The sequence below is a fragment of the Streptomyces sp. NPDC005820 genome (assembly GCF_040630255.1).
Classification (GTDB): Bacteria; Actinomycetota; Actinomycetes; order Streptomycetales; family Streptomycetaceae; genus Streptomyces.
Genome location: NZ_JBEXXE010000005.1, coordinates 173,350 through 197,896, shown reverse-complemented (window position 1 = coordinate 197,896; position 24,547 = coordinate 173,350). Strand labels below are relative to the sequence as shown.

19 protein-coding genes are annotated in these 24,547 nt (G+C 71.9%); 9 read left to right on the top strand and 10 right to left on the bottom strand.

Translation table 11 applies throughout. The annotated features are described in order from the left end of the window. Positions 1–391 precede the first annotated feature (391 nt). The 4 genes from ABZ464_RS08305 (at position 392) to ABZ464_RS08290 (ending at position 3,715) form a co-directional block, all read left to right on the top strand. Positions 392–1,621 (top strand): NADP-dependent malic enzyme, encoded by a 1,230-nt coding sequence (locus ABZ464_RS08305; RefSeq protein ID WP_359273006.1) that lies wholly within the window; start codon positions 392–394, stop codon positions 1,619–1,621. A gap of 198 nt (positions 1,622–1,819) precedes the next feature. Beyond that, positions 1,820–2,785 (top strand): zinc-binding dehydrogenase, encoded by a 966-nt coding sequence (locus ABZ464_RS08300; RefSeq protein WP_359272677.1) that lies wholly within the window; start codon positions 1,820–1,822, stop codon positions 2,783–2,785. A 121-nt stretch (positions 2,786–2,906) separates the two neighbouring features. After that, positions 2,907–3,116 carry an HTH domain-containing protein gene (locus ABZ464_RS08295; protein ID WP_018571396.1) on the top strand — a complete coding sequence of 70 codons (210 nt, stop codon included), beginning with the start codon at positions 2,907–2,909 and terminating at the stop codon, positions 3,114–3,116. After that, positions 3,116–3,715, top strand: a complete 600-nt coding sequence (locus ABZ464_RS08290; protein WP_359273004.1) for a Clp protease N-terminal domain-containing protein — start codon at positions 3,116–3,118, stop codon at positions 3,713–3,715. The genes ABZ464_RS08295 and ABZ464_RS08290 overlap by 1 nt, the downstream gene beginning before the upstream one ends. A 43-nt stretch (positions 3,716–3,758) precedes the next feature. Here the strand turns inward: ABZ464_RS08290 and ABZ464_RS08285 are convergent, their stop codons facing one another. Together ABZ464_RS08285 and ABZ464_RS08280 are read right to left on the bottom strand one after the other, a co-directional pair. Next, the gene (locus tag ABZ464_RS08285) at positions 3,759–4,787 is read right to left on the bottom strand and encodes a helix-turn-helix transcriptional regulator (protein WP_359272673.1); all 1,029 of its coding nucleotides are present in this window, start codon (positions 4,785–4,787) and stop codon (positions 3,759–3,761) included. A gap of 1 nt (position 4,788) precedes the next feature. Further along, a complete protein-coding gene (locus ABZ464_RS08280) occupies positions 4,789–5,712 on the bottom strand; it encodes a DUF4097 family beta strand repeat-containing protein (RefSeq protein ID WP_359272671.1) in 924 nt (307 codons plus the stop codon). Positions 5,713–5,879: 167 nt separating this feature from the next. On the opposite strand from ABZ464_RS08280, the gene ABZ464_RS08275 reads away from it, so the two are divergent. Further along, a complete protein-coding gene (locus tag ABZ464_RS08275) occupies positions 5,880–6,062 on the top strand; it encodes a DUF6104 family protein (protein ID WP_018535226.1) in 183 nt (60 codons plus the stop codon). A gap of 108 nt (positions 6,063–6,170) precedes the next feature. Here ABZ464_RS08275 and ABZ464_RS08270 read toward each other — a convergent pair whose 3' ends face one another. The 4 genes from ABZ464_RS08270 to ABZ464_RS08255 all read right to left on the bottom strand — a co-directional run bounded on the left by ABZ464_RS08270 (position 6,171) and on the right by ABZ464_RS08255 (position 12,941). Next, positions 6,171–9,956 carry a multifunctional oxoglutarate decarboxylase/oxoglutarate dehydrogenase thiamine pyrophosphate-binding subunit/dihydrolipoyllysine-residue succinyltransferase subunit gene (locus ABZ464_RS08270; RefSeq protein ID WP_359272668.1) on the bottom strand — a complete coding sequence of 1,262 codons (3,786 nt, stop codon included), beginning with the start codon at positions 9,954–9,956 and terminating at the stop codon, positions 6,171–6,173. A 314-nt stretch (positions 9,957–10,270) separates the two neighbouring features. Continuing rightward, positions 10,271–11,383, bottom strand: coding sequence for an ATP-binding protein (locus ABZ464_RS08265; RefSeq protein ID WP_359272666.1), 1,113 nt, complete (start codon positions 11,381–11,383; stop codon positions 10,271–10,273). Continuing rightward, the gene (locus tag ABZ464_RS08260) at positions 11,380–12,120 is read right to left on the bottom strand and encodes a response regulator transcription factor (protein WP_055635373.1); all 741 of its coding nucleotides are present in this window, start codon (positions 12,118–12,120) and stop codon (positions 11,380–11,382) included. The genes ABZ464_RS08265 and ABZ464_RS08260 overlap by 4 nt, the downstream gene beginning before the upstream one ends. A 122-nt stretch (positions 12,121–12,242) precedes the next feature. After that, entirely contained in the window at positions 12,243–12,941 is a 699-nt protein-coding gene (locus ABZ464_RS08255) for a spermidine synthase (protein WP_359272664.1), read from the bottom strand. A 227-nt stretch (positions 12,942–13,168) separates the two neighbouring features. Between ABZ464_RS08255 and ABZ464_RS08250 the strand changes: the two genes are divergently transcribed. Further along, complete coding sequence (locus ABZ464_RS08250; protein WP_359272662.1) at positions 13,169–13,909, top strand: rhomboid-like protein; 741 nt, start codon at positions 13,169–13,171, stop codon at positions 13,907–13,909. Between the two features lie 216 nt (positions 13,910–14,125). On the opposite strand, the gene ABZ464_RS08245 is transcribed toward ABZ464_RS08250, so the two are convergent. From ABZ464_RS08245 to ABZ464_RS08235, 3 genes are all read right to left on the bottom strand, one after another. Continuing rightward, positions 14,126–15,628 carry a sulfatase gene (locus ABZ464_RS08245; RefSeq protein ID WP_359272660.1) on the bottom strand — a complete coding sequence of 501 codons (1,503 nt, stop codon included), beginning with the start codon at positions 15,626–15,628 and terminating at the stop codon, positions 14,126–14,128. Positions 15,629–15,778: 150 nt separating this feature from the next. Beyond that, entirely contained in the window at positions 15,779–16,798 is a 1,020-nt protein-coding gene (locus ABZ464_RS08240) for a DUF5954 family protein (RefSeq protein ID WP_359272658.1), read from the bottom strand. Between the two features lie 236 nt (positions 16,799–17,034). After that, on the bottom strand, positions 17,035–17,484 hold the full coding sequence (locus ABZ464_RS08235) for a GNAT family N-acetyltransferase (RefSeq protein WP_359272656.1): 450 nt from the start codon (positions 17,482–17,484) through the stop codon (positions 17,035–17,037). Positions 17,485–17,758: 274 nt separating this feature from the next. Here ABZ464_RS08235 and lon point away from each other — a divergent pair, with 274 nt between their 5' ends. Both lon and ABZ464_RS08225 read left to right on the top strand, forming a co-directional pair. Continuing rightward, positions 17,759–20,179, top strand: a complete 2,421-nt coding sequence (lon, locus tag ABZ464_RS08230) for an endopeptidase La (protein WP_359272653.1) — start codon at positions 17,759–17,761, stop codon at positions 20,177–20,179. A 157-nt stretch (positions 20,180–20,336) separates the two neighbouring features. Continuing rightward, positions 20,337–20,816, top strand: a complete 480-nt coding sequence (locus ABZ464_RS08225; RefSeq protein ID WP_359272651.1) for a MarR family transcriptional regulator — start codon at positions 20,337–20,339, stop codon at positions 20,814–20,816. 33 nt (positions 20,817–20,849) lie between these two features. Here ABZ464_RS08225 and ABZ464_RS08220 read toward each other — a convergent pair whose 3' ends face one another. Then, the gene (locus ABZ464_RS08220; protein ID WP_359272648.1) at positions 20,850–21,656 is read right to left on the bottom strand and encodes a hypothetical protein; all 807 of its coding nucleotides are present in this window, start codon (positions 21,654–21,656) and stop codon (positions 20,850–20,852) included. 369 nt (positions 21,657–22,025) lie between these two features. On the opposite strand from ABZ464_RS08220, the gene ABZ464_RS08215 reads away from it, so the two are divergent. Next, positions 22,026–24,547: nitrate- and nitrite sensing domain-containing protein (locus ABZ464_RS08215; protein ID WP_359272645.1), on the top strand; the 2,522-nt coding region annotated here is incomplete at its 3' end.

Below are 24,547 nucleotides of genomic sequence, written 5' to 3'. Positions count from 1 at the left end.
GCGGGAATCCGTCCCCGTGGCCGGAGGATCTTCGGTTCATCTCACGATGCGATCGCCGACCGTGCGACCCGTCCGTTCAGCTGAGTCCGTGTCAAGGCTTCACCGGTCCTTGGCCGGTCTTCGAGCATGAGTCATGTCACTCGTGATCACCTCTGTCGAGGGTCCACAGCCCGAGCGGTGTGACCTTGCACCGATTGGACTCGTCGGCTGTGGTCTCCGTCCGGTATGAAGGTTCTTTACACCCCTCATCCGGGGCTCAGGGCGCGTGTGCGGCGCGCCCGACGCGCAGGCGCCCGTACGCATCACCTCTCCTGGGGCCTGTGCGATGCCCGCCCACTCCTCACCCGGAGTGGCCACCCTCAAACCAAGAACAGCTAAGGGGTACATCGAAGTGGCAGCGGAGATCGTCAATCCTCGCAGCGAGAGCGCGGACCATACGGGCCAGGAGGGCGGTGCGGAACCCCTCGATTCCTTCGATCCGGCGTTCGCGCTGCACCGTGGCGGAAAGATGGCCGTGCAGGCCACCGTCCCGGTCCGCGACAAGGACGACCTGTCCCTCGCTTACACGCCCGGCGTCGCACGCGTGTGCACCGCGATCGCGGAACAGCCGGACCTGGTGAACGACTACACGTGGAAGTCCTCCGTCGTCGCCGTCGTGACCGACGGCACCGCCGTCCTCGGGCTCGGGGACATCGGGCCGGAGGCCTCCCTCCCGGTCATGGAGGGCAAGGCCATCCTGTTCAAGCAGTTCGGCGGGGTCGACGCGGTTCCGATCGCGCTGGCCTGCACCGGCGTGGACGAGATCGTCGAGACGGTGGTGCGCCTCGCTCCCTCGTTCGGCGGTGTGAACCTGGAGGACATCTCGGCGCCCCGGTGCTTCGAGATCGAGCGCCGGCTCCAGGAGGCGCTCGACATCCCGGTCTTCCACGACGACCAGCACGGTACGGCGGTCGTGACGCTGGCGGCGCTGCGCAACGCGGCGCGGCTGAGCGGGCGGTCCATCGGTGACCTGCGGGCCGTGATCTCGGGCGCCGGAGCGGCCGGGGTCGCCATCGCGAAGATGCTGGTCGAGGCCGGTATCGGAGATGTGGCGCTGACCGACCGCAAGGGCATCGTCTCGGCGGACCGCGAGGACCTCACCGACGTCAAGCGCGAGGTCGCCGGGTTCACCAACAAGGCCGGGCTGAGCGGCGCGCTGGAGGACGCGCTGGCGGGCGCCGACGTGTTCATCGGCGTCTCCGGCGGTACGGTCCCGGAGGAGGCGGTGGCCTCCATGGCGAAGGGCGCGTTCGTCTTCGCCATGGCCAACCCGAACCCCGAGGTGCACCCCGACGTCGCCCACAAGTACGCGGCGGTCGTCGCGACCGGGCGGTCGGACTTCCCGAACCAGATCAACAACGTGCTGGCGTTCCCCGGGATCTTCGCGGGGGCGCTGCAGGTGCGGGCTTCTCGGATCACCGAGGGGATGAAGATCGCTGCCGCTGAGGCGCTGGCGGGTGTTGTCGGCGACGATCTCGCCGCTGACTATGTCATCCCGTCGCCGTTCGACGAGCGGGTTGCTCCGGCGGTGACTGCGGCGGTTGCCGCGGCTGCTCGCGCCGAGGGCGTCGCCCGTCGCTGACGCGCACTCGAATGGCCCCGTCCGCCCGGGCGGGGCCATTCCTTTTGCCCACCCACCCGCCTGATCGGGTGATGACGAGGTGACGGCGCTAGGGGGCTCCGCCCCCGGACCCCCGTATCGGCCCTGATTTGGCAAGAGGGTGTGTCTCACAGGCGGCCCCGGTTTCGCCGACCCCTCCCGCCGCCTATCGTCAGGTGCATGTTCGCCGCCTACGCCGCCCGAATCGACCCCGACCAGCCGCTTTCCGGACTGGAGTTGGGGGAGCGACCGGCCCCCGAGGCCCGGCCCGGCTGGAGTACCGTCACCGTGCGGGCCGCCTCCCTCAACCATCACGACCTCTGGTCCCTGCGCGGCGTCGGCCTCGCCGAGGACAAGCTGCCGATGATCCTCGGCTGCGACGCCGCCGGAGTCGACGCCGACGGCAACGAGGTCGTCCTGCACTCCGTCATCGGCCAGACCGGGCACGGCGTCGGCCCGAAGGAGCCCCGCTCCATCCTCACCGAGCACTACCAGGGCACCTTCGCCGAGCAGGTCGCCGTGCCGACCTGGAACATCCTGCCCAAGCCCAAGGAGCTGTCCTTCGCGGAGGCCGCCTGTCTGCCGACGGCCTGGCTGACGGCGTACCGCATGCTCTTCACCAACGCGGGTGTCCGCCCCGGTGACTCGGTCCTCGTCCAGGGGGCCGGCGGGGGTGTCGCCACCGCCGCGATCGTCCTCGGGAAGGCCGCCGGGCTGAAGGTCTTCGCGACCAGCCGCGACGAGGCCAAGCGCAAGCGGGCGCTGGAGCTCGGCGCGGTCGAGGCGGTGGAGCCCGGTGCGCGGCTGCCGCAGCGCGTGGACGCCGTCATCGAGACCGTCGGCGCGGCCACCTGGTCCCACTCGGTGAAGTCCCTGAAGCCCGGCGGCACCCTCGTCATCTCCGGTGCCACGAGCGGCGACCGGCCCTCGCACGCCGAGCTCACCCGGATCTTCTTCCTGGAGCTGAAGGTCGTCGGCTCCACCATGGGGACCAAGGAGGAGCTGGAGGACCTGCTCTCCTTCTGCGCCGTCACGGGGGTGCGCCCCGTCATCGACGAGATCCTCCCGCTGGACCGGGCGCGCGAGGGCTTCGAACGCCTCGAGTCCGGCGACCAGTTCGGCAAGATCGTGCTCACGAACGGCTGAGCCGCCGGCCCATGCCACTCGCGCGGCCGAAGGCGGGTCCGGGATTCCGGGCCCGCCTTTCGCGTACCCCGGTTGTCAATCACGGTTGACAGAAGGGGGGCCGTCAACCTAAGTTGACATCATGACCGAAGCAACGGATCTCGCCGAACGCGCCGGCGACCGCGATCCACGGGTCGGACTGCGGGCCGTCGCCGCGCTGCGCAGGCTGCTGGAGCAGCTGGAGGCGGTGCAGGTGCGCAGCGCGCGCAACCAGGGCTGGTCGTGGCAGGAGATCGCCGCGGAACTCGGAGTAAGCAGGCAGGCCGTGCACAAGAAGTACGGGAGGCAATGATGTTCGAGCGGTTCACGAAGGACGCCCGCGACGTGGTGCGCGGTGCCGTCGAGCACTGCGAGGGGGCGGGGGTGCGGACCGTCGGGACCGAGCATCTGCTGCTCGCCCTGCTGGACCGGGAGGGCAGCCGCGCCTCCTTCGCGCTGGCCGCCCTCGGGCTCGCCGAGCGCAGGGACTCGGTGCGGGAGGCGCTGGAGGAGTCGCGCCGGCGTGCGGGTCTCTCGCGCGCCGAGACCGACGCCCTCGCCGGACTGGGCATCGACGTCACGGAGATCGTCGCCCGGGTGGAGGAGATGCACGGGGTGGGCGCGATGGCCGCCGACACCGTGCCCGCCGGGGCGGGCGCCGCAGGCCGCGGGGCGCGGGACGCCGGGCGGTGGGCGGGGCGCCCGAGCTTCGGCCGGGGCGCCAAGCGGATCCTGGAACAGTCCCTGCGCATGGCACTGGCCCACCGCGACCGGCGCATCGGCGACGAGCACATCCTCCTCGCCCTCACCACCCAGCCCGGCCCCACCGCCGAGGTCCTCGCCGACCACGGCGTGACCCACACCGCCCTGACCCGGGTTCTGTACGGCGAGGGAGAACCCAGGGCGAGCTGACCGACTCCTCGCCCCGGCCCCCGGCCCCCGGCCTTCGGCCGCCTCAGGCCTTCGGCGCCCGCAGTATCGCCCCGATGTGGGCCGCCGCCGAGGACAGGTGGCGGCGGGTGTCGCGGAGCTGGTCGGCGGTGATGCCGTGGTCGCGGGCGGCGTCGCGGATGTCGTCGCGGAAGCGGTCGAGCAGACGGTCCAGATCACGGGCCGGGTCGCCGCTGGAGTCCTCGTGGGCCCACGCCGGTTCGTAGTCGGCGGGGAAGTCCTCGGGGGTGTGGGAGTAGGCCGGGGCCGGATCGGCGGGGGAGCGGCCGAAGCCCAGGTCCTTGCCGAACTCCTTGCCGAAGTCCTTGCCGAACTCCCCGAACTCCCTGGCCAGTTCGGTCAGGCCCTCGCGGACGCCGGTCGGCCAGTCGCCGCGCGCGAAGTGGTCCTGGACCTGGTCCTGGACCCGCCGCGCGATCCGCTGCATCTCCTCCTGCGCCTGGGCCCGCGCATGGTCCTGTGCCTCCTTGGCCTGACGGCGGGCCCGTTGGGCCTCCTCGCGGGCCCTGCGGCTCTCGTCCTTGGCCCGGCGGGCCTGTTCCTTCCACTCCTGCTTGACGCGGCGCATCTCCTCCTTGGCGGCCCGCCAGGACTCCTTGTCGCCGTACTCGCCCTGGTCGGGGTCGGGGCCGGCGCGGCCGTCACGCCGGGCCTCGCCGGCCGCCGCCCGCATCTCACGCCGTAGATCGCCCGCCGCGCCCCGTACGTCGGCCCGGATCTCCGCGGCGAGTTCCGCGACCGACTCGCGGATCTCCAGCTCCAGGTCGGCCAGTTCACCGCTGCGGTCGGCGAGTTCGGCCCGGCCCGCGTCGGTGATCGCGTACACCTTGCGGCCGCCCTCGGTGGTGTGGGTGACCAGACCCTCGGCCTCCAGCTTGGCCAACCGGGGGTAGACGGTGCCCGCCGACGGCGCGTACAGCCCCTGGAAGCGCTCCTCCAGGAGGCGGATCACCTCGTAACCGTGGCGCGGGGCCTCGTCCAGCAGCTTCAGCAGATAGAGACGGAGACGGCCGTGGGCGAAGACGGGGGGCATGTCAGAGCACCTTCTTGTCGGTCGTGCTGTCGGCCGGGCCGGCGGAGGGGGAATCGCCGCCCGGGCCGGAAACGGCATTGTCCCCCGTGCCGGAGCCGGTGCCGGACCAGTCCCCGTCCTCCACGGGCGGCCGTCGCAGCAGGGCGATCGAGCCGGAGACCGTCGTCGCCTTCAGCCTGCCGTTGCCCGCGCCGAGGCGGCCGGTGATCCGCTTGGCGCCCCACTGGCCGCTGACCCGCAGATCCTCGAAGGCGTTGGAGACCGCGCCGCTCGCCGTGTTCGCCTCCACCTCCGCGTCGGCCGGGTGGGGCAGCCGGATGGCGATCTCACCCGAGACGTTGGTCAGGGAGATCTCCGTGGGCCTGCTCGTCGGGTCCACGTCGACGACCATCGAGCCGCTCACCGAGTCCGCCTTGACGGACGAGCCGGCCTCGACGACGGTCAGGTCCCCGGACACGGAGTTGAACCGCAGATCGCCGGTGAGCGCCTGGGCCTCCACGCTGCCCGACACCGTGTCCGTGCGGACCGTGCCCGCGAGGCCCACCAGGGTGGCGTCACCGGTGACGCCCTTGATCTCCGTACGCCCGTCGATCCCGGACACCGTCGCGCCGGCGCTCACCACGCCCAGCTCCACCCGGGTGCCGGCCGGGACCGCCAGGGAGACCACGGCACTGCGCCGCCACCCCTTGCGGTCGAGCCATTTGAGGAAGCCCTTCCAGGGCAGATCCTCGTACGCGACCGTCAACGTGCCGTCACGATGACTCACCACGAGGGGTGGCCCCTCGATGCGGGACACCTCCAGCCGGGCGGGGCCCTCGTCCGTGCCCACCACGTTCACCGTGCCGTCGACGATGCGGACGTGCAGGGTGCTCACGGGCTCGTCGAAGGTGAGCTTGCTCGGCTCGGCGACGGACCATTCGGACATGGGAGGCCTCCTCGGCGGGACGCAACGCGCCATATCGCGTCTTCTTCAATTCACGATATATCGCGGTCGCCGGAAGTCAAGGCACCCGTGGGAGTGACCGGCCGTGACCACCGTTGACCGGCGCGGCCTACCCTGGGGACGTAGGCCCACAGGAGCAGGAGCGAGAGTTGTACTTCACCGACCGAGGCATCGAGGAACTGGAGAAGCGGCGCGGCGAGGAGGAGGTCACCTTCGAGTGGCTCGCCGAGCAGCTGCGCACGTTCGTCGACCTGAACCCGGACTTCGAGGTGCCGGTGGAGCGCCTGGCCACCTGGCTCGCCCGGCTGGACGACGAGGACGACGAGGACTGACGTACGAGAACTGACGTACGACGACCGACATACGACGACCGGCGTACGACAAAGAGCCCGCCCCCGGAGATCTCCGGGGGCGGGCTCTTTTGCCGATGGGTCAGAGGCTCACGCCTCGAACACCTCGCGCACCAGCTGCTCCTGCTCCGCCTGGTGGCGCTTGGCGGAGCCGACGGCCGGGGACGAGCCGTGCGGCCGCGAGATGCGGCGCAGCCGCTCGCCGTGCGGGACGTCGGCGCCGACCGCCAGGTCCAGGTGGTCGATCAGGTTCAGGGCGATGAACGGCCAGGCGCCCTGGTTGGCCGGCTCCTCCTGGGCCCACAGGTACTTCTCGGCGTTCGGGTACTTGTTGACCTCCGCCTGGACCTCGGCACCCGGCAGCGGGTAGAGGCGCTCGAGGCGGATGATCGCCGTGTCCGTGGCGCCGCGCTTCTGCCGCTCGGCGTCCAGGTCGTAGTAGACCTTGCCGGAGCAGAAGACGACCTTCTTGACGGCGTTCGGCTCGACCGAGGCGTCGCCGATGACCGGGCGGAACTCGCCGCTCGTGAACTCCTCCGCCTTCGACGCGGCGGCCTTCAGACGCAGCATCGACTTCGGGGTGAAGACGACCAGCGGCTTGTGGTGCGGGTTGTGCACCTGCCACCGCAGGAGGTGGAAGTAGTTCGACGGGAGCGTCGGCATCGCGACCGTCATGTTGTTCTGGGCGCAGAGCTGCAGGAAGCGCTCGACTCGGGCCGAGGAGTGGTCCGGGCCCTGGCCCTCGTAGCCGTGGGGGAGGAGGAGCGTGACACCGCTCGTCTGGCCCCACTTCTGCTCGGCCGCCGAGATGTACTCGTCGACCACCGTCTGCGCGCCGTTGACGAAGTCGCCGAACTGCGCCTCCCACATCACGAGCGCGTCGGGGCGGGCCAGCGAGTAGCCGTACTCGAAGCCCATGACCGCGTACTCGGACAGCAGGGAGTTGTAGACGTTGTAGCGGGCCTGCTCCTCGTTGAGGTACTGGAGCGGGGTGTGCTCCTCGCCCGTCTCGCGGTCGATGAGGACCGCGTGGCGCTGGCCGAAGGTGCCGCGCTGGGAGTCCTGGCCGGACAGCCGGACCGGGACGCCCTCCAGGAGGAGGGAGCCGACCGCGAGGGTCTCGCCCATGCCCCAGTCGATCGTGCCGTCCTCGACCATCGCCGCACGGCGCTGCAGCTGCGGCAGCAGACGCGGGTGCACGTGGAAGTAGTCGGGGATGTTGACCTGGGACTCGGCGATGCGCTTGACGACCTCGGCGGAGACCGCGGTCGGGACGGCGACGGGGAAGCCGTCCTGCGGGTCGTGGGAGTCGCCGGGGGCGGGCTGCGCGGTGGCCTCGCGGACCTCCGTGAAGACCTTCTCCAGCTGGCCCTGGTAGTCCTGCAGGGCCTGCTCGGCCTCTTCCAGGGTGATGTCGCCGCGACCGATCAGGGACTCGGTGTAGAGCTTGCGCACCGAGCGCTTCTTGTCGATCAGGTCGTACATCAGCGGCTGGGTGAAGGCCGGGTTGTCCGACTCGTTGTGACCGCGGCGGCGGTAGCAGATGAGGTCGATCACCACGTCCTTGTTGAACGCCTGGCGGAACTCGAAGGCGAGCCGCGCGACGCGGACCACGGCCTCCGGGTCGTCGCCGTTCACGTGGAAGATCGGAGCCTCGATCATGCGGGCCACGTCCGTCGCGTACATGGAGGAGCGCGAGGACTCGGGGGCCGCGGTGAAGCCGACCTGGTTGTTGATGACGATGTGGACCGTGCCGCCGGTGCGGTAGCCGCGCAGCTGCGACATGTTCAGGGTCTCGGCCACCACGCCCTGGCCCGCGAAGGCCGCGTCGCCGTGCAGGGCCACCGGCAGGACGGTGAAGTCCGTGCCGCCCTTGTTGATGATGTCCTGCTTGGCGCGGCTGATGCCCTCGATGATCGGGTCGACCGTCTCCAGGTGGGACGGGTTCGCGGCCAGCGAGACCCTGATCTGCTCGCCGTCGAGGCCGGTGAAGGTGCCCTGGGCGCCCAGGTGGTACTTCACGTCGCCGGAGCCGTGCATCGACTTCGGGTCGAGGTTGCCCTCGAACTCGCGGAAGATCTGCGCGTACGACTTGCCGACGATGTTGGCGAGGACGTTGAGGCGGCCGCGGTGGGCCATGCCGATGACGACCTCGTCCAGTCGGGACTCCGCCGCGCTGTCGATGACCGCGTCGAGCAGCGGGATGACGGACTCGCCGCCCTCCAGGGAGAAGCGCTTCTGGCCGACGTACTTCGTCTGGAGGAAGGTCTCGAAGGCCTCCGCCGCGTTCAGGCGGCGCAGGATGCGCAGCTGCTCCTCGCGCTCCGGCTTGGTGTGCGCGCGCTCGATGCGGTCCTGGATCCAGCGGCGCTGCTTCGGGTCCTGGATGTGCATGAACTCGACGCCGGTGGTGCGGCAGTACGAGTCGCGCAGCACGCCGAGGATGTCGCGCAGCTTCATCAGGGACTTGCCGGCGAAGCCGCCGACGGCGAACTCGCGCTCCAGGTCCCACAGGGTGAGGCCGTGCTCGGTGATGTCCAGGTCGGGGTGCTTGCGCTGGCGGTACTCCAGCGGGTCGGTGTCGGCCATGACGTGGCCGCGGACCCGGTAGGAGTGGATCAGCTCGAAGACCCGCGCGGCCTTGGTGACGTCGTCGTCGTGGCTGGCGTCGATGTCCTTGAGCCAGCGGACCGGCTCGTAGGGGATGCGCAGCGCCTCGAAGATCTCGTCGTAGAAGCCGCCCTCGCCGAGGAGGAAGTTGGCGACGATCCGCAGGAACTCGCCGGAGGCGGCGCCCTGGATGACCCGGTGGTCGTAGGTCGACGTGAGCGTCATGACCTTGGAGATGCCGAGCTTGTTCAGGGTGTCCTGGCTGGTGCCCTGGAACTCCGCCGGGTAGTCCATGGAGCCGACGCCCATGATGACCGACTGGCCGGGCATCAGACGCGGCACGGAGTGGACGGTGCCGAGGCCGCCGGGGTTGGTCAGGGAGACCGTGACACCGGTGAAGTCGTCCATCGTCAGCTTGCCGTCGCGGGCGCGGCGGACGATGTCCTCGTAGGCCTGCCAGAACTCGAAGAAGTTCAGCGTCTCGGCCTTCTTGATGCCGGCGACGACGAGCTGGCGGTCGCCGTTGGGCTTCACCAGGTCGATGGCCAGGCCGAAGTTGACGTGCGGCGGCTTGACGAGGGTGGGCTTCCCGTCCTTCTCCGCGTAGTGCCAGTTCATCGACGGCATGGCCTTGATGGCCTGCACCATCGCGAAGCCGATCAGGTGCGTGAAGGAGATCTTCCCGCCCCGGGCGCGCTTGAGGTGGTTGTTGATGACGATGCGGTTGTCGAACAGCAGCTTCACCGGGACCGCGCGGACCGAGGTGGCCGTCGGCAGCTCCAGCGAGGCGTTCATGTTCTTCGCGACCGCGGCGGCCGGGCCGCGCAGCGTGATCAGCTCGGGGCCCTCGGGCGCGGCGGCGGCTGCGGCCTGGGGAGCGGCGGCGGCCGGCTTCGCGGGCGCCGGGGCGGCCTTCGCGGGAGCGGGCGCGGCCGGGGCCGGGGCGGCGGCAGCGGGCTTCGGGGCGGCGGCCGGGGCCGGCACGGGAGCCGGAGCGGCCGGGGCGGCGGGCGCCGGAGGTGTGGTGGTGGCTGCGGCCCCCGCGGCCGCAGTACCCGCCGGAGCCGAGGGCGTGGCCGCACCCGGCTTGTAGTCGGCGAAGAAGTCCCACCAGGCACGGTCTACCGAATTCGGGTCCTGGAGGTACTGCTGATAGATCTCGTCGACGAGCCACTCGTTCGGGCCGAACGCGGCAGCGGGGTTCTTGCCCGCTTGGTCTGCGTCGGTCGAGATGCTCGATGCGTTACTGGGGGACTGTGGCGACACGGCGGCAACCGCCCTCTTCCGCTTCACAAGGTGATGGACAGCGGGAATAAAGGCTACGCCCCCAAGAGCACGAAGGTCAGGTCGAGCCGGTCCATCGTCGCGTAAGTCACATCAGAAAGTGTGTTTCGGGGGTTGAAATGGCGGGAAACAAGCGCGGTTGCGCTCAGAAAAGGGTGCGTTGAGACAGGTCGCGCACAGCAACCGTGCGGACCGCGTGCGAACCGGTGCCCACCTGCACCGGTCCTCCGCCTGATCACACGTGTCCGACAGCGCGGACAGCCGGTGGATCTTGAGGCTCCGGTTCGCACTTTACGTCAACTTGGAAGAGAAGGCTCTCCCGGAAGAGTGATAAGAATCCGGCAACCCCGCTCGGATTCGGCCACTCCGATCCGTCCGCCGTGGAGATCGACCGCCCATCGGGCGATCGCCAGCCCCAGACCCGTACCGCCGTCGCTGCCCGGACCGTGCGGCCGGCGGACGGCTCCCCGGTTGAACCTCTCGAACACGCGGTGCCACTCCGAGCGCGGTATGCCGGGGCCCTCGTCCAGGACCTCCAGCTCCAGCGAGTCCGGCTGCGTCCCGCGCCGCGCCTTCACCGTCACCCGGCCGTGCGGCGGGCTGTGCTTGACCGCGTTGTCGATCAAGTTCGCCACGACCTGGTGGATGCGCTCCGGGTCCGCGTGCGCGGTCAGCTCCGGAGGGGTCACGTCCAGGTGCAGATGGACGTCCGTGCGCGTGTGGCTGCCGCCCGAGCCCATGGTCGCGCGCGCCGAGGACACCATGTTGGCCTCCTTCAGCACGCCCGACAGATACGGCCACACCTCGAAACGGCGCATGCGCAGCCGTACGACGCCGTTGTCGAGCCGGGACAGGTCGAGCAGCGTCTCCACCAGCCGCCCGAGCCGCTCCGTCTGCTTCAGCGCCGTACGCATCGTCTCGGGATCGGCCTCGGCGATCCCGTCGACCACGTTCTCCAGGACCGCGCGCAGCCCCGCGATCGGGGTGCGCAGCTCGTGCGAGACGTTGGCGACCAGCTCCTTGCGCTGGGCGTCCTGCGCCTCCAGCTCGTCCGCCATCACGTTGATCGTCTGGGCCAGGTCGCCCAGCTCGTCCCGCCGGTTCTCACGGACCCGGCGGGTGTAGTCACCGTGCGAGATGGAGCGCGCGACCGCGTTCATCTCGTCCAGCGGCGCGGTGAGCGAATGCGCCACGAACTGCGTAATCAGCAGCGTGGCGATCATCGAGAAGACCGTGATGAAGCGGAGCTCCGTCTTGGTGTGCACCGCGATCATCGACAGACCCGTGGTGATCAGCACCGAGATGACGACGAGCGCGCCCAGCTTGGTCTTGACCGAGAACGGGCGCACGCCGCCCCAGGGCTCGCCCGGCCCGGAGCCGGGGCTTCTCGGTCCGTCCGCGCCGCTCATGGCGTCGGGGTCTCCAGCGCGTAGCCCACGCCGTGCACCGTACGGATCCGCTCCGCGCCGATCTTCCGGCGCAGCGCCTTGATGTGGCTGTCGACCGTGCGGGTGCCGGAGGCGTCCGCCCAGTCCCAGACCTCGGCGAGGAGCTGCTCACGGGAGAGCACCGCGCGCGGGGTGTTCGCCAGGCAGACCAGCAGGTCGAACTCGGTGGGCGTGAGGTGCACGTCCTCCGAGCGCACCCGCACCCGGCGCTGCGCGTGGTCGATCTCCAGCTCGCCGAGGCGCAGGATGCCGCTGCGGGGCGTGGTGGCCGCGATCGCGGCCCGCTCCACCCGGCGCAGCAGCACATGCACGCGGGCGGCCAGCTCCCGCATCGAGAACGGCTTGGTCATGTAGTCGTCGGCGCCCACGCCGAGCCCGACCAGCATGTCGGTCTCGTCGTCGCGCGCCGTGAGCATGAGCACCGGCACCGGACGGGCGGCCTGCACTCGGCGGCAGACCTCCAGACCGTCGAAGCCGGGCAGCATGATGTCGAGGATCAGCAGATCGGGCTGCCAGGCCTCGGCGGTGTCGACGGCCGCCGGACCGTCACCCGCTGTTTGCACGAGGAATCCCTCGGCGCGCAGGCGGACCGCGATGGCGTCGACGATGGTCGGGTCGTCCTCGACCACCAGGACGCGCCGCTGTGCGCCCGGGGTCGCCGTCGTCGTGCCGTTGTGCGAGGTGTGTGTCGTCTCCATCGCCCGCCCCTGAGTGTGCTTTCCGGAACCAGTGGGGTGATCCCTTGTCTGCGCATGACTGCGGTTGACGCGTAAATGATCGGCGTCAGGGATGCAACGTACCCGGAGTCACCGACGCATTGCTATCCAGGCCCGACGGCGGGACGGACGGCGAGGTGCACGACGTCCGGCACGCCTCGGGCAACCGGGACCTCTTCGGTACGCACCTGCCGGAACCCGGCATTCCCCAAGGTTCCCTCGAATTCCGGAGAGGGGCGGGCGGACCAGACGGCCAGGACACCACCGGGTGTCAACACCCTTGCGCAGCCGGTGAGTCCGGCCGGTGAGTACAGGCTGTCGTTGCCCTCGGTGACGGTCCAGCCGGGCCCGTTGTCGATGTCCAGGCACATCGCGTCGAACGTGTCGTACGTCTCACGGACATAATCCAGCAGGTCCGCTTCCACGACCTTCGTGCGCGGATCGGCGAGCGCCCGCGCCGAGAGTTCCCCGAGCGGCCCGTCGAGATGCCAGTCGACGACGGCCCGCTCCCGCTCCACGACGGTGATCGCGCCCCAGCGCGGATCGGCGGCGGCGTGCGCCAGCGAGAACCCGACGCCCAGGCCGCCGATCAGCAGCTTCGGTGCCGGGCGGCCGTCCAGCGCGGCGAGCGCGGCGTCGACGAGCAGCCGCTCCGAGCGGCCGTCGGAGGTGTCCATCAGGAAGCAGCCGTTGGCGATGATCTGGAGCAGTTCGCCGTGCCGGCGCAGCACGACCTCGCCATGGGGCCCCTCGCGACGGTCGAGCACGACGGGTGCGTCGGGGATGTCGTACGAACTGGGCATCGGCCCATCCTGGCACTTTCCTGACGGTCCGTTGACGAATTACGGGGACGGCCGGTCGGACGGGGGTGCGAGGCCGGTGTGACGTTGACGAACGCCTGTGCGCTGAGTGTCGTGAAGCCCCGGGGAATCTCAGAGCTTCCTGTGAATCGGCCTCCGGGTGGCGCCGATCACAGACACGGCACAGGTCGGCCACGAAGGGTGGGGTGAAACGGAAGGAGCGACTCCCGGTGGAACCCACGGTGGCCCGTACGAGCCCGCCCCTTCCCGATGTGTCCGGACTGCTGGACGCCATCCCCGGCCAGCGTGTCCCACGGCCGGTCACGCAGCCCGCCGAGGCGACCCCGCGGGCCCGGCGCCTGCGCCTGCCCCGGATCCCCGTCCCCTTCACCCTGTCCTACGCCGCCGTCCTCGCCGTCACCTCCTACGTCGCCGCGCACGCCGACCCGGCCCTCGTGCACGCCCTGCACCAGGACTCCAGCACCGACGTGGCCCATCTGCTGACCGCCCCGGCACTGGTGCTGATCGCCAGCGCGCTGTGGGTGGCCGGCGGGCTCGTCTCGCCCTTCACCCTGGGCTTCCTGATCGTCCTCGGCGCGCTGGAACGGCGCCTCGGCGGCGCGCGCACGGCCGTCGTCTTCCTCCTCGGCCATGTCCTCGCCACCCTCGCCACCGAGGTCCCGGTCGGTCTCGCCGTCCTGGTCGGCCATCTGCCCGACAGCTCCCTGCACCGCCTCGACTACGGCATCAGCTTCGGCGTGGCCTGCGGCGTGGGCGCCCTGGCCGGCCTGCTCCGCCCCTGGCTGCGCCTCCCCCTCCTCGCCGCCTTCGGCGGCATGCTCCTCCAGGACCTGATCGCCTTCACCGACCCGCTCACCAACTGGGGACATCTGATCGCGCTGACCATAGGGATCGGGACCTGGCCGTGGGCGCGCCGGTGGAGCCGGGAGCGGGCCGGGGGCCGCTCCTAGGGCCTGTCGTTTGGATCATGCCGCGCGTCGCGGGGTGTGGCACGCGCGTCTGCGGCGTTGTCGTCGGTTGACGACTCCCGCTCTCGGCTGCGCTCGAGCGGGGGGACCCCCATCGCGTCGCCGCCCTCCTCCGCCTTGCAGCCGCACGCACCACACCCCGCTCGGCTCGGCCGAGAGGCCACGTCGGCTCAGCCGACCTGATCCAAACGACAGGCTCTAGGCGGCCCTCGCCGCCGCCAGTCCCTCGGCCAGAGCCGGGATTCCCAGGCGTTGTTCGTCCTGGGGGCTCGCCAGGTGCAGCAGGTTGGTCAGTTGGTAGGGGTCGGCGCGCAGGTCGTAGTACTCGCGGAAGAGGACCTCTCCGGAGCCCCGCGGGCGGCCGTCGCCGTCCAGGCGGCCCCGGTAGTACTCGGTGTACTGCTCGTTCTTCCCCACGTACGAGGCCCAGGTGTGGATCGGGACCTTGTCCTGGCGGTTCCACCACCACTCGGCGAGGACGTGGTGGCGGTCGTTGCGGGCGTCGAGGAGGGAGTGGCCGTCGTGCGGGGTGTCGGGGGTGACGCCGGCCGCGGCCAGGAAGGTGGGCGCGATGTCGACGTGGCAGGTCAGCCGGTCGTCCCGGCCGCCCTCGGCGAGACCGCCGGCCGGCCACGACATCAGGAACGGCACCTCCAGGCTCGGCCGGTACGGCACCGACTTGCGCAGCCAGCCGTGGTCGCCCCAGGCCAGGCCGTGGTCGCTGGTGAACACCACCAGGGTGTTCTCCAGCTGGCCCAGCTCGCGCAGCTTCTCGCGGAAGTCGCGCATCGCGTCGTCCACGGAGAGCAGGGTGCGCAGCTGACGGGTGCGCAGGGCCCTGCCCTCGGCGAAGGAGTGGTCGGCGGTCCGCAGGAACGGCGGCTTGTCCAGCTTCCCCGTCTCGAACACCGACGGGCGGCCCTTCCAGGAGGGCACGCGCGTGTGGGCGTACGTCCCGTCCGGGATGTTCACCTCGTGCGCCGCGCGCGTGGCGACGTACGCGAACCAGGGGCGGGTGTCCGTGCGGGACCGCTCGATGAAGGCGAGGGCGCGGTCCTTGATGACGGTGGTGTTGTAGCCGGGGATGGTCCGGACCGTACCGCCGTCGTTGTAGTGGCCGTCGACGTAGGCGACCGGTTCCTGCAGCAGCCACTCGTCGAAGTGGGGCGGGTTGTCGGCGGGGTGCCAGTAGTTGAGGTACTTGCCGAACAGTCCGGTGCGGTAGCCGGCCTCGCGCAGCTGACGCTGGACGGTGGTGTGCTGGTCCAGGTGGGTGGGGTGCCGGGTGTCGAGGACGCCGTGGTGGTGGGCGTACCGGCCGGACATGATGGACGCCCTCGACGGCGCGCACAGCGGGGTGTTGGCGTGCGCGCGCTCGAAGGTGACGCCGCCCCGGCCGAGCCAGTCGATCGTCTGCCGCAGCGCCCAGTCGGTGTCCTTGGGCTGGTCGTCGGTGAGGACGAGGAGGATGTTCGGACGGTTATCGGAACGCGGACGCGGGCCGGGGGAGGCCGGGGGCGCGCTGCGGCGGGCCGCCGGTGCGGGGGCGGCCGCGGCCGGGGTCCGGCCGGCGTCGACGGTACGGCTCCCCCGTACGGCGAGCGAGGCGGCGACCGCCCCCGCGGCGATCGCGGTCGCTCCGGCGACGAGGGCGCGGCGGCCCGGCCGTCGCTCTCCCGGTGTGTCGGTCGTGTCGCTCATGTGTCCCCCTGGCCCCGTTGTGCCCGCGTTTCAGGCGGCTTGCTCACTGTGAATCGCCTTGCAGTGTGCGTGAGTTGCCTGTGAGTTGTGTTGCGGGGATGCGGCGGAGGGCTTGCGAAGGTATGGCGACCGGCGCGGCCGGGAGGGGCGTCAGTCGTCGTAGCGGACCGTGCCGTCCTCCCGCAGGGTCGGGTGGATCTTCATGGGGCCGTACTCGTCGACGTCCGACGGGCGGGGCGGCTCCGGGCCGTCCGGGCCCATCCGGACCATCCGCTCGACGCGGCAGACCCGGAACACCCGGTCCTCCACGCTCGCCTCGTCGGCCCGCCCCGCCGCCCGGAACGCCTCGGCGGCGCGGGCGTAGCGGGCCTTCTTGCGGTCGTCGAAGCGGTACAGCATCGCCCAGACGCGGGACATGCCGTCGTAGAGCGAGCGGCGGGCGTCGTGCGGCGTCGGGTGCAGGGAACCGCAGGGGCTCCAGCCGGTGGCGCCGCGCTCGGCCACCGCGAAGCCGACGGGCAGCCGCACCACGTCCGGGTGGGTGACGGCCGCCCGCGCCGAGTCCGCGAGCACGTCCTCGGGGAAGCGGGCGCCCGCGTACACGAAATCGCGCAGGCCCAGCCGCAGGGCGCCCGCCATCGGCCCCTCGTCCCGGCCGGGATCCAGCGCGAAGTCCACGTCGGGGGCGGGGACCCCCATCCGCTCCTCCCACGACGGGCAGACCGGTTCCGGGTCCGTGGGCCGCGGCGGCTCCAGGCCGTCGTCGCCGGTCCGGGCGAACTCGTCGCCGCGTACGACCCGGTAGCGCACACCCAGCGCCTCCACCTCGTCGGCCGGGTCACGCTCCAGCACCGCGACGGCCGCGAGGAGCGCGCGCCGGACGGCCGGGTCGTCGGTGCCGTCCTTCGCCATGAACCACAGATGCGAGTTCAGCCCGTCCCGGGCCTGCTGGGGCATGCCGTCCACGACCGGCTTCAGCAGCCGCCAGCGCGGTTCGGCACCGGCCGGGTCCCGGACGGCGACACCGAAGACGGGCCCGCGCAGCGCGATGTGCGGATAGCGCCGGGAGGCCTCCACGGCGTCCGCCTCCATCACCCAGGCGACGGGGTCGTCCCGGCGCACGAGATCCGCGTGCAGCGCGTCGAGTCGTCGCTTCCAGTCATCGGTCATACGCGCATTGTGGTCGCGGCGGCGGGTGACTTCGGGGTGAATGCCGGAAGTGGGCGGATGGGGTGGGGGAAGGCGGGAGCGGGGAGGCACGGCCGGTCGTGCATGGCCGCTCGACGCGCCCCCGAGCGCCTCGGGGTGCCGGGCTCGCTTCGGGTGTCCGCTCTTGCGCGCGGGTACGAGGGTGTGGCCGGCGGCGTTTCGGGGTGACCGTGGGGGCGCCGGGCCGGGGGTGGGGCTCAGCGCGCGGCTGCCGTGAACCTCGCGCTCGTCTCCGGTGCCTGCGCCCGCCGGCCCAGGGACGCGTACAGGGCCCGGCCCTCCGGGGTGGCGTTCAGGATCGCGGTGTGGGCGCCCTGGGCGTGGGCCGTGTGCGGGAGGGTGTGCAGGACGAGGGTGCCGAAGCCCCGGCGGCGGTGGGCGGGGGCCGTCTCGACGAGGTCGACGACCGCCGTCGCGCCCGTCGGGGCGATCTGGCCGCGCGCCGCCAGGGAACCGTCCGGCGCGACGATCATCGTGCGGGCCACGCCGCCGGCCGACCAGGTGCGCTGCCGGTGGCCGACAGGCAGGGGGCCGGGGGCGGTGCCGGTCAGCGGGATCGTCATCAGGCGGCCCGGTTCGGGGTCGACCCACCAGTCCGTGCCGAGCCGGCCGCCGACGACCGCCGGGTCGGCGAAGCCTTCAGCCACACGCCCGCCCCGGTCACGGCCCCGGCCGCCGTCCGGACGGTCGCCTCCTCGACGCCGTCGTGCGTCGCGCCGAGGACGTGCCGGGTCACGTGGTGCGGGCCCGTCCCCACGTCGATCGTCCAGCCCCACGGCTCGGCCACCGGGGGCGCGGCCCCACGGGAGACCACCCACCTCTCGTGATCGCCCACAGCGAACGCGGTGCACCTCGGGGAACATTCGCGGGCTCATGTGCATTGAGTCGGCATAACTCAACTTGACTGCCGAAGGGGAGATCATGGCTTCGACGTCCGCATCGCTCACTCTGCCCGTACTGCCTCTCGACGACGAGGTCGTGCTCCCCGGCATGGTGGTGCCTCTGGACCTCAACGACACCGACGTACGCGCCGCCGTGGAGGCCGCTCAGGCCGCCGCCCGCTCCGAGGGCGGAAAGCCACGGGTGCTGCTGGTGCCGCGTATCGACGGGACGTACGCGAGCACGGGTGTGCTCGGCACCGTCGAACAGGTCGGCCGACTGGCCGACGGCGACCCGGGCGCGCTGATCCGCGGCCGCGGCCGCGTGAAGATCGGCGCCGGTACGACCGGACCCGGCGCCGCCCTCTGGGTCGAGGGGACGAGGATCGACCAGAGCGTGGCCGAGCCGCTGCCCGGTCAGGTCGCCGACCTGGTCAAGGAGTACAAGGCGCTCGCCACCGCCTGGCTGCGCAAGCGCGGCGCCTGGCAGGTCGTCGACCGCGTCCAGGCCATCGACGACGTCTCCGCGCTGGCCGACAACTCCGGCTACTCGCCGTTCCTGACCACCGAACAGAAGGTGGAGCTGCTGGAGACCGCCGACCCGGTGGCCCGCCTCAAGCTCGCCACCCAGCAGCTGCGCGACCACCTCGCCGAGCAGGACGTCGCCGAGACCATCGCCAAGGACGTCCAGGAGGGCGTCGACAAGCAGCAGCGGGAGTTCCTGCTGCGCCGCCAGCTGGAAGCCGTCCGCAAGGAGCTGCGCGAGCTCAACGGCGACGCCGGCAAGGACGGCGAGGAGTCCGACGACTACCGCGCCCGCGTGGAGGCCGCCGACCTGCCCGAGAAGGTCCGCGAGGCCGCCCTCAAGGAGGTCGACAAGCTCGAGCGGTCCTCCGACCAGTCGCCCGAGGGCTCCTGGATCCGCACCTGGCTGGACACCGTCCTCGAACTGCCCTGGAACGAACGGACCGAGGACGCGTACGACATCCAGGGCGCCAAGGCCGTCCTCGACGCCGAGCACGCGGGCCTCGAGGACGTGAAGGAGCGGATCACCGAGTACCTTGCCGTGCGCAAGCGGCGCAGCGAGCGTGGACTGGGTGTGGTGGGCGGCCGGCGCGGCGGTGCCGTGCTGGCCCTCGTAGGGCCTCCGGGGGTCGGAAAGACGAGCCTCGGCGAGAGTGTCGCCCACGCCATGGGCCGCAAGTTCGTCCGCGTCGCCCTCGGCGGCGTCCGCGACGAGGCCGAGGTCCGCGGTCACCGCCGTACGTACGTCGGTGCGCTGCCCGGCCGGATCGTGCGGGCGATCAAGGAGGCCGGGTCGATGAACCCGGTGGTGCTGCTCGACGAGATCGACAAGGTGGGCTCCGACTTCCGGGGCGACCCGGCGGCGGCTCTGCTGGAGGTCCTGGACCCCGCGCAGAACCACACCTTCCGGGACCACTACCTGGAGGTCGAGCTGGACCTGTCCGACGTGGTCTTCCTCGCCACCGCCAACGTCCTGGAGGCCATCCCCGAGGCCCTGCTCGACCGGATGGAGCTGGTCCGCCTCGACGGCTACACCGAGGACGAGAAGGTCGTCATCGCCCGCGACCACCTGCTCCCGCGCCAGCTGGAGCGGGCGGGACTGAACAAGGACGAGGTCGTCCTCGACGAGAGCGCGCTGCGCAAGCTCGCCGGCGAGTACACCCGTGAGGCGGGCGTACGCACCCTGGAGCGGTCGATCGCCCGACTGCTGCGCAAGGTCGCCGCCCAGCACGAACTGGGCGAGCGGAAGCTGCCGTTCACCATCACCGACGCCGACCTGCGCGCGCTGATCGGGCGGCCGCACCATGTGCCCGAGTCCGCCCAGGACCCGGCCGAGCGCCGTACGGCGGTCCCGGGTGTCGCCACCGGCCTCGCGGTCACCGGCGCGGGCGGCGACGTGCTCTACGTCGAGGCGTCCCTGGCCGACCCCGAGACCGGCGCGGCGGGGCTGACCCTGACCGGTCAGCTCGGGGACGTGATGAAGGAGAGCGCGCAGATCGCCCTGTCCTTCCTCCGCTCGCACGGCGCGGAGCTGGAACTGCCCGTCGCCGATCTGAAGGACCGGGGCGTGCACATCCACTTCCCGGCGGGCGCGGTCCCCAAGGACGGCCCGAGCGCCGGCGTCACCATGACGACCGCCCTCGCCTCCCTGCTGTCGGGCCGGCTGGTCCGCACGGACGTGGCGATGACCGGCGAGGTCTCCCTCACCGGACGGGTGCTGCCGATCGGTGGCGTCAAGCAGAAGCTGCTCGCCGCCCACCGCGCGGGGGTGACGACGGTCGTCATCCCCAAGCGCAACGAACCCGACCTGGACGACGTCCCGGCGGAGGTGCTGGACAAGCTCGACGTCCACGCCGTCACGGACGTCCGCCAGGTCCTGGAACTGGCGCTCGCGCCCGCCACGAACGGCGCGTCGCCCGAGGTTCCGGCCGCGGCGTGACGGACGCGGACGGATAAGGGCAGGGCCCGGGCTCCCCGCGAGGGAGGCCCGGGCCTTCGCCCGCCCCGCCCCGGGAAACCGCCGCCGGTCCCGGTCTGCGAAATACTTGAGGAGCCGTGACCAGGGCGGGCACCGGCGGAAACAGGAGTGTGCTGACGTGCACGAGGAAGCGAACGGCGAGCCGTCGCCGCGCGGGGTGGACCAGGGCGACCGGGAGTTCCTCTCCCTGGAGCGGGAGCTCACGGTGCTGTTCCGGCGCGCCCGCGCCAACCAGGGCGAGATGGCCCGCGAGGTCCATCCGGACCTGGAGTCCGCCGCGTACGGCCTCCTCGTGCGGCTGGAGGAGTGCGGCCGCCAGCGCGCCACCGAACTGGCCGGATACATCGGCGTCGGCAAGGCCACCATGTCCCGTCAGCTGCGCGCCCTGGAGCAGCTCGGGCTGATCGCCCGCGAGCCCGACCCGGCGGACGGCCGCGCCTGGCTCGTCGACCTGACCGAGGAGGGCCGCAGCCGGGTCGGCCGGGTCCGCGAGGCCCGCCGGGAGCGGTACGTCACGCACTTCTCCGACTGGGACCGGCGCGAGGTCGCGGAACTGGCCCGGCTGCTGAACCAGCTGAACCGGGGCATGGAGAAGTAACCCGGGCCCGCGCCGGCCGGCAGCCGTACGGCTCTACAGCTCGACGTACACCGCCGTCGCGTCGTCGTGTGTCTTCGCGGTCCCCAGGAACACCCGTCCGGAGCCGTCCGCGCCGACCGCGCCGTCCGCGCGTTCCAGCTCGCGTACGCGCTCCACCAGCGCCCGCACGCCCCGCGCGCGGACCAGGGCGAACAGGTCCGTCCAGGTGCCCTCGCGGAAGGTCTCCGTCCAGCGCGCCGCCCCGTCCGACAGGGCCGCCAGGGCGCCGACCCCGGCGCGCGGCACGCTGCCGGTCACCGCCCGCGCGGCCACCGCCGGATCCGCGGCGGCGGTGAAGAAGCCGCCCTCCCGGTTGCGCAGCGAGCCGTCGACGTACGCCGCGCTCCTGAGCAGCTCGCGCGGCAGCCGGGCCAGCCGGTCGTCGAGGACGGGGGTCACCGAGCCGTCCGGGGAGGCGAGCAGCAGCACCGCGTCGGACAGGACCAGATACTCCACGGTCTCCGCCGACCAGCGCGCCACGGCCACCGTCGCCTGCGGAGTGCGCGGGTGAGAAAGGTCACAGGTTTCGGCATGGGCCGCGGCGGTACGCGCAACGGCGAGGGAAAGGGCCTCGACCAGCGGAACATCCGGTGCCGAAACGGTCAGTTCGGTCAAGGCCCCGCCCAGCCGTGCCGTGAACCAGGGGACCGAATGCAGACAGCCCCCGCCGCCCGGCGGCGGAGTGACTCCGTCGAGCACGACGACCGAACCGCCCTGCCCGCAGGCGGGAAGGGCGACGCTCGCGAAGTCCTCGTTGGGGCGGGCCGGATCACCGGGCTGCGACACAAGTTCCGTACGCATTCGGCCAGTCTGCACGACCCCTCCACAGCCTCCGCAAAAGGCTTGCATCGCTCGCCGAACGGGCGTAGGCCCGCAGGTCAGACGCCTGTTTTGGGAGGTAATGCAGGGGTCGGGGAAGCGGTGGCGGCGAATCTTGTCAAAGCCCGCCGCCCACGTCCAACCGGCCTGCCGCGCAAGGGCGCTGCACACGCCAGAGGAACTTGCCCGCCAACTCCCCTCCGATGTTCACTCCTTCGGGTGGCGGGGCAGGCGATGCGCGGTCCCCGCCCACCGGCACTGGGAGGGTCGGGGACCGAACCGGGCGTACGCACCAGTTGACGGGGCGTCATATCCGGCCCATGGGTACACGAGTCAGGAATGCGAGCACCGGTGCAGAAGACGCGGCCTCGGCGCACAGGCAGGCAGACGGCCTCCGAGGGGGGCGCGGAGCGCACCCCTGTCGGCAAGGGCCGTCCCACCCACGTACGCAACCGGCTGATCGTCGCGGTGGCCGTGGTGGCCGCCGCCATCGCCGGAGCCGGCGCCCCCGCCGTCCTCACCGCCTCCGGGCAGCTGAAGGACTCCCAGGACCTGGTCACGCTCGCCGAGCAGACCCAGGACGCCCTCGTCCTCGCCCAGTCCCTCGCGGACGAGCGCGACGAGGTCACCTCCTACATCGCGGCCGGCCGCCCCAAGTCCGAGGCGCCCTCCGCCGACGGCAGCGCCCGGGTGGACCGGCAGACACGCGAACTGGCGGGGACGGACCTCAGCGCCTCGCTGCGCGCCGCCCTCGACTCCCTCGCGTCCGTCCGCGCCCAGGCCCTCACCGGCGACGACACGGCCGTCGAGGCGCACGAGGCGTACTCCGCGATCATCACCGCGCTGCACGGCCTCGCCGACCGGCTCGCCGAGGACATGCCACCCCGCGCGGGCTCCGGCGCCTACGCCCTCGCCGAGCTCGACGCCGCCGTACAGCAGGCGTCCGCGGCCCGCGGGCTGCTGCTCGCCGCGCTGAACGTGCCCACCAGCTCCCGGACCGTCTACGACCCCGCCACAGGTCTGACGACCACCGAGAAGACCTCCTCGAACGCCGACGCCAAGGTCCGCGACGCGCTCACCGCCGCCGCCCAGCAGGCCCGGGTCCGCTCCGACGCGGCCCTCGCCGACTTCCGTGAGGGCGCCCCGCGCGACACGGTGGACTCCTACGACTCCACCGTCACCGGCGGCGACGTCGACACCGCCGAGAAGTACCTCGCCGACCTCACCGACCAGCCCACACTGAGCGACGACGATCTGGGCACCAGCACCAAGAAGCTGGACGCCGCGCTCTCCGCCCGCGTCGAGCTGATGCGCGGCGCCGAGTCCTCGTTCTTCGACCACCGCACCAAGGACCTCGAGCGGCTCCGCGACGACGACGTCACCGCGCTGGAGATCCGCGTCGCGCTGATCGGCGCCCTGATGCTGCTCGCGGTCGTCGTCAGCACCGGCATGGCCCGCAGCCTCACCTTCCCGCTGTCGGTGCTGCGGCGCGGCTCCGCCCGGCTCGCCGAGGCCGAGAACCCGGGCGCGGAGGAACCGGTCCGGTTCACCGGCCGCAACGACGAGTTCGCCCAGGTCGTCCGGTCCGTCAACGCCCTGCACGAGCACGCCGTCGCCCTGCACGAGCGCGTCAACACGCTGGAGTCCGACCGCAAGCACCTCGTGGGGCAGCGGCAGAAGATGGCCGACGCCCGCGAGGAGCTGCGCGCCGAACTCGCCGACTCCGCCGCCCAGCTGGAGCGGCTGCGCGGCGCCATCGGCGGCACCTTCGTCAACCTCGCCCTGCGCACCCTCGGGCTCGTCGAGCGGCAGCTCGCCGTGATCGAGAGCCTGGAGGAGCGCGAGCAGGACCCGGACCGGCTGTCGACGCTGTTCAAGCTCGACCACTTCGCCACCGTCATGCGCCGCCACAGCGAGAACCTCCTCGTCCTGGCCGGCACCGAGCACGTCCAGCAGCACGCGGGCCCGATCCCGCTGGTGGACGTCGTGCGGGCGGCGGTCAGCGAGATCGAGCGCTACGAGCGGGTCCGTATCTCCTCCCTGCCGCCGCACGCGCACGTGGCCGGCTTCGCCGCGGACGACCTGAGCCATCTCCTCGCCGAACTCATGGAGAACGCCACCTCGTTCTCCCCGCCGGACCTCCCCGTCGAGATCTCCGGCTGGCTCCTGGAGAGCGGCGAGGTCATGCTCTCCGTCCAGGACGAGGGCATCGGCCTCGACGCGGAGCGGCTCGTCCGGCTCAACTCCCGTCTCGCCGACTTCGACCCGGAGACCCCGTACGACCAGGAGGGCGAGGAGGGTCTCGGCCTCGGCCTGTACGTCGTGGCCCGGCTCGCCCACCGGCACGGGGTGCGGGTGCAGCTGCGTGAGCAGAAGCAGGGCGGAACCGCGGCCGTGGCCGTGCTGCCGACCGCGCTGCTGGCCGCCGCCCCCGCCGCCGCGGTCCCCTCCGCCACCCCCGCCTCCGCCACCGGTCACGCCTTCTCCCTCCCGGGCGCCGACGCCGAGGCCAACTCCAACGTCCTCCCCGGCCGCCCCAAGCCCACGGAAGACCCCTTGGTCACCCTGGCGGAACAGGCCGTACGCACGGCGGAGGACACCCCGCAGCCGACACCCCGGCAGACGACCGCCCCGACGACCGACGCCCCGACGGCCGACGCCCCGACACCGACGGCCGACACCCGGGCCGGGACGGCTGGGCTCGCCAGGTCTGCTGGGGTGGATGGGACGGCAGGGGCCGCCGGGTCCGCTGGGACGGCTGGGCTCGCCGGGACCACTGGGGTGGATGGGACGCCAGGGGCCGCCGGGTCCGCTGGGACGACTGGGCTCGCCGGGACCACTGGGGTGACCGGGACGGCAGAGACCGTCGGGAC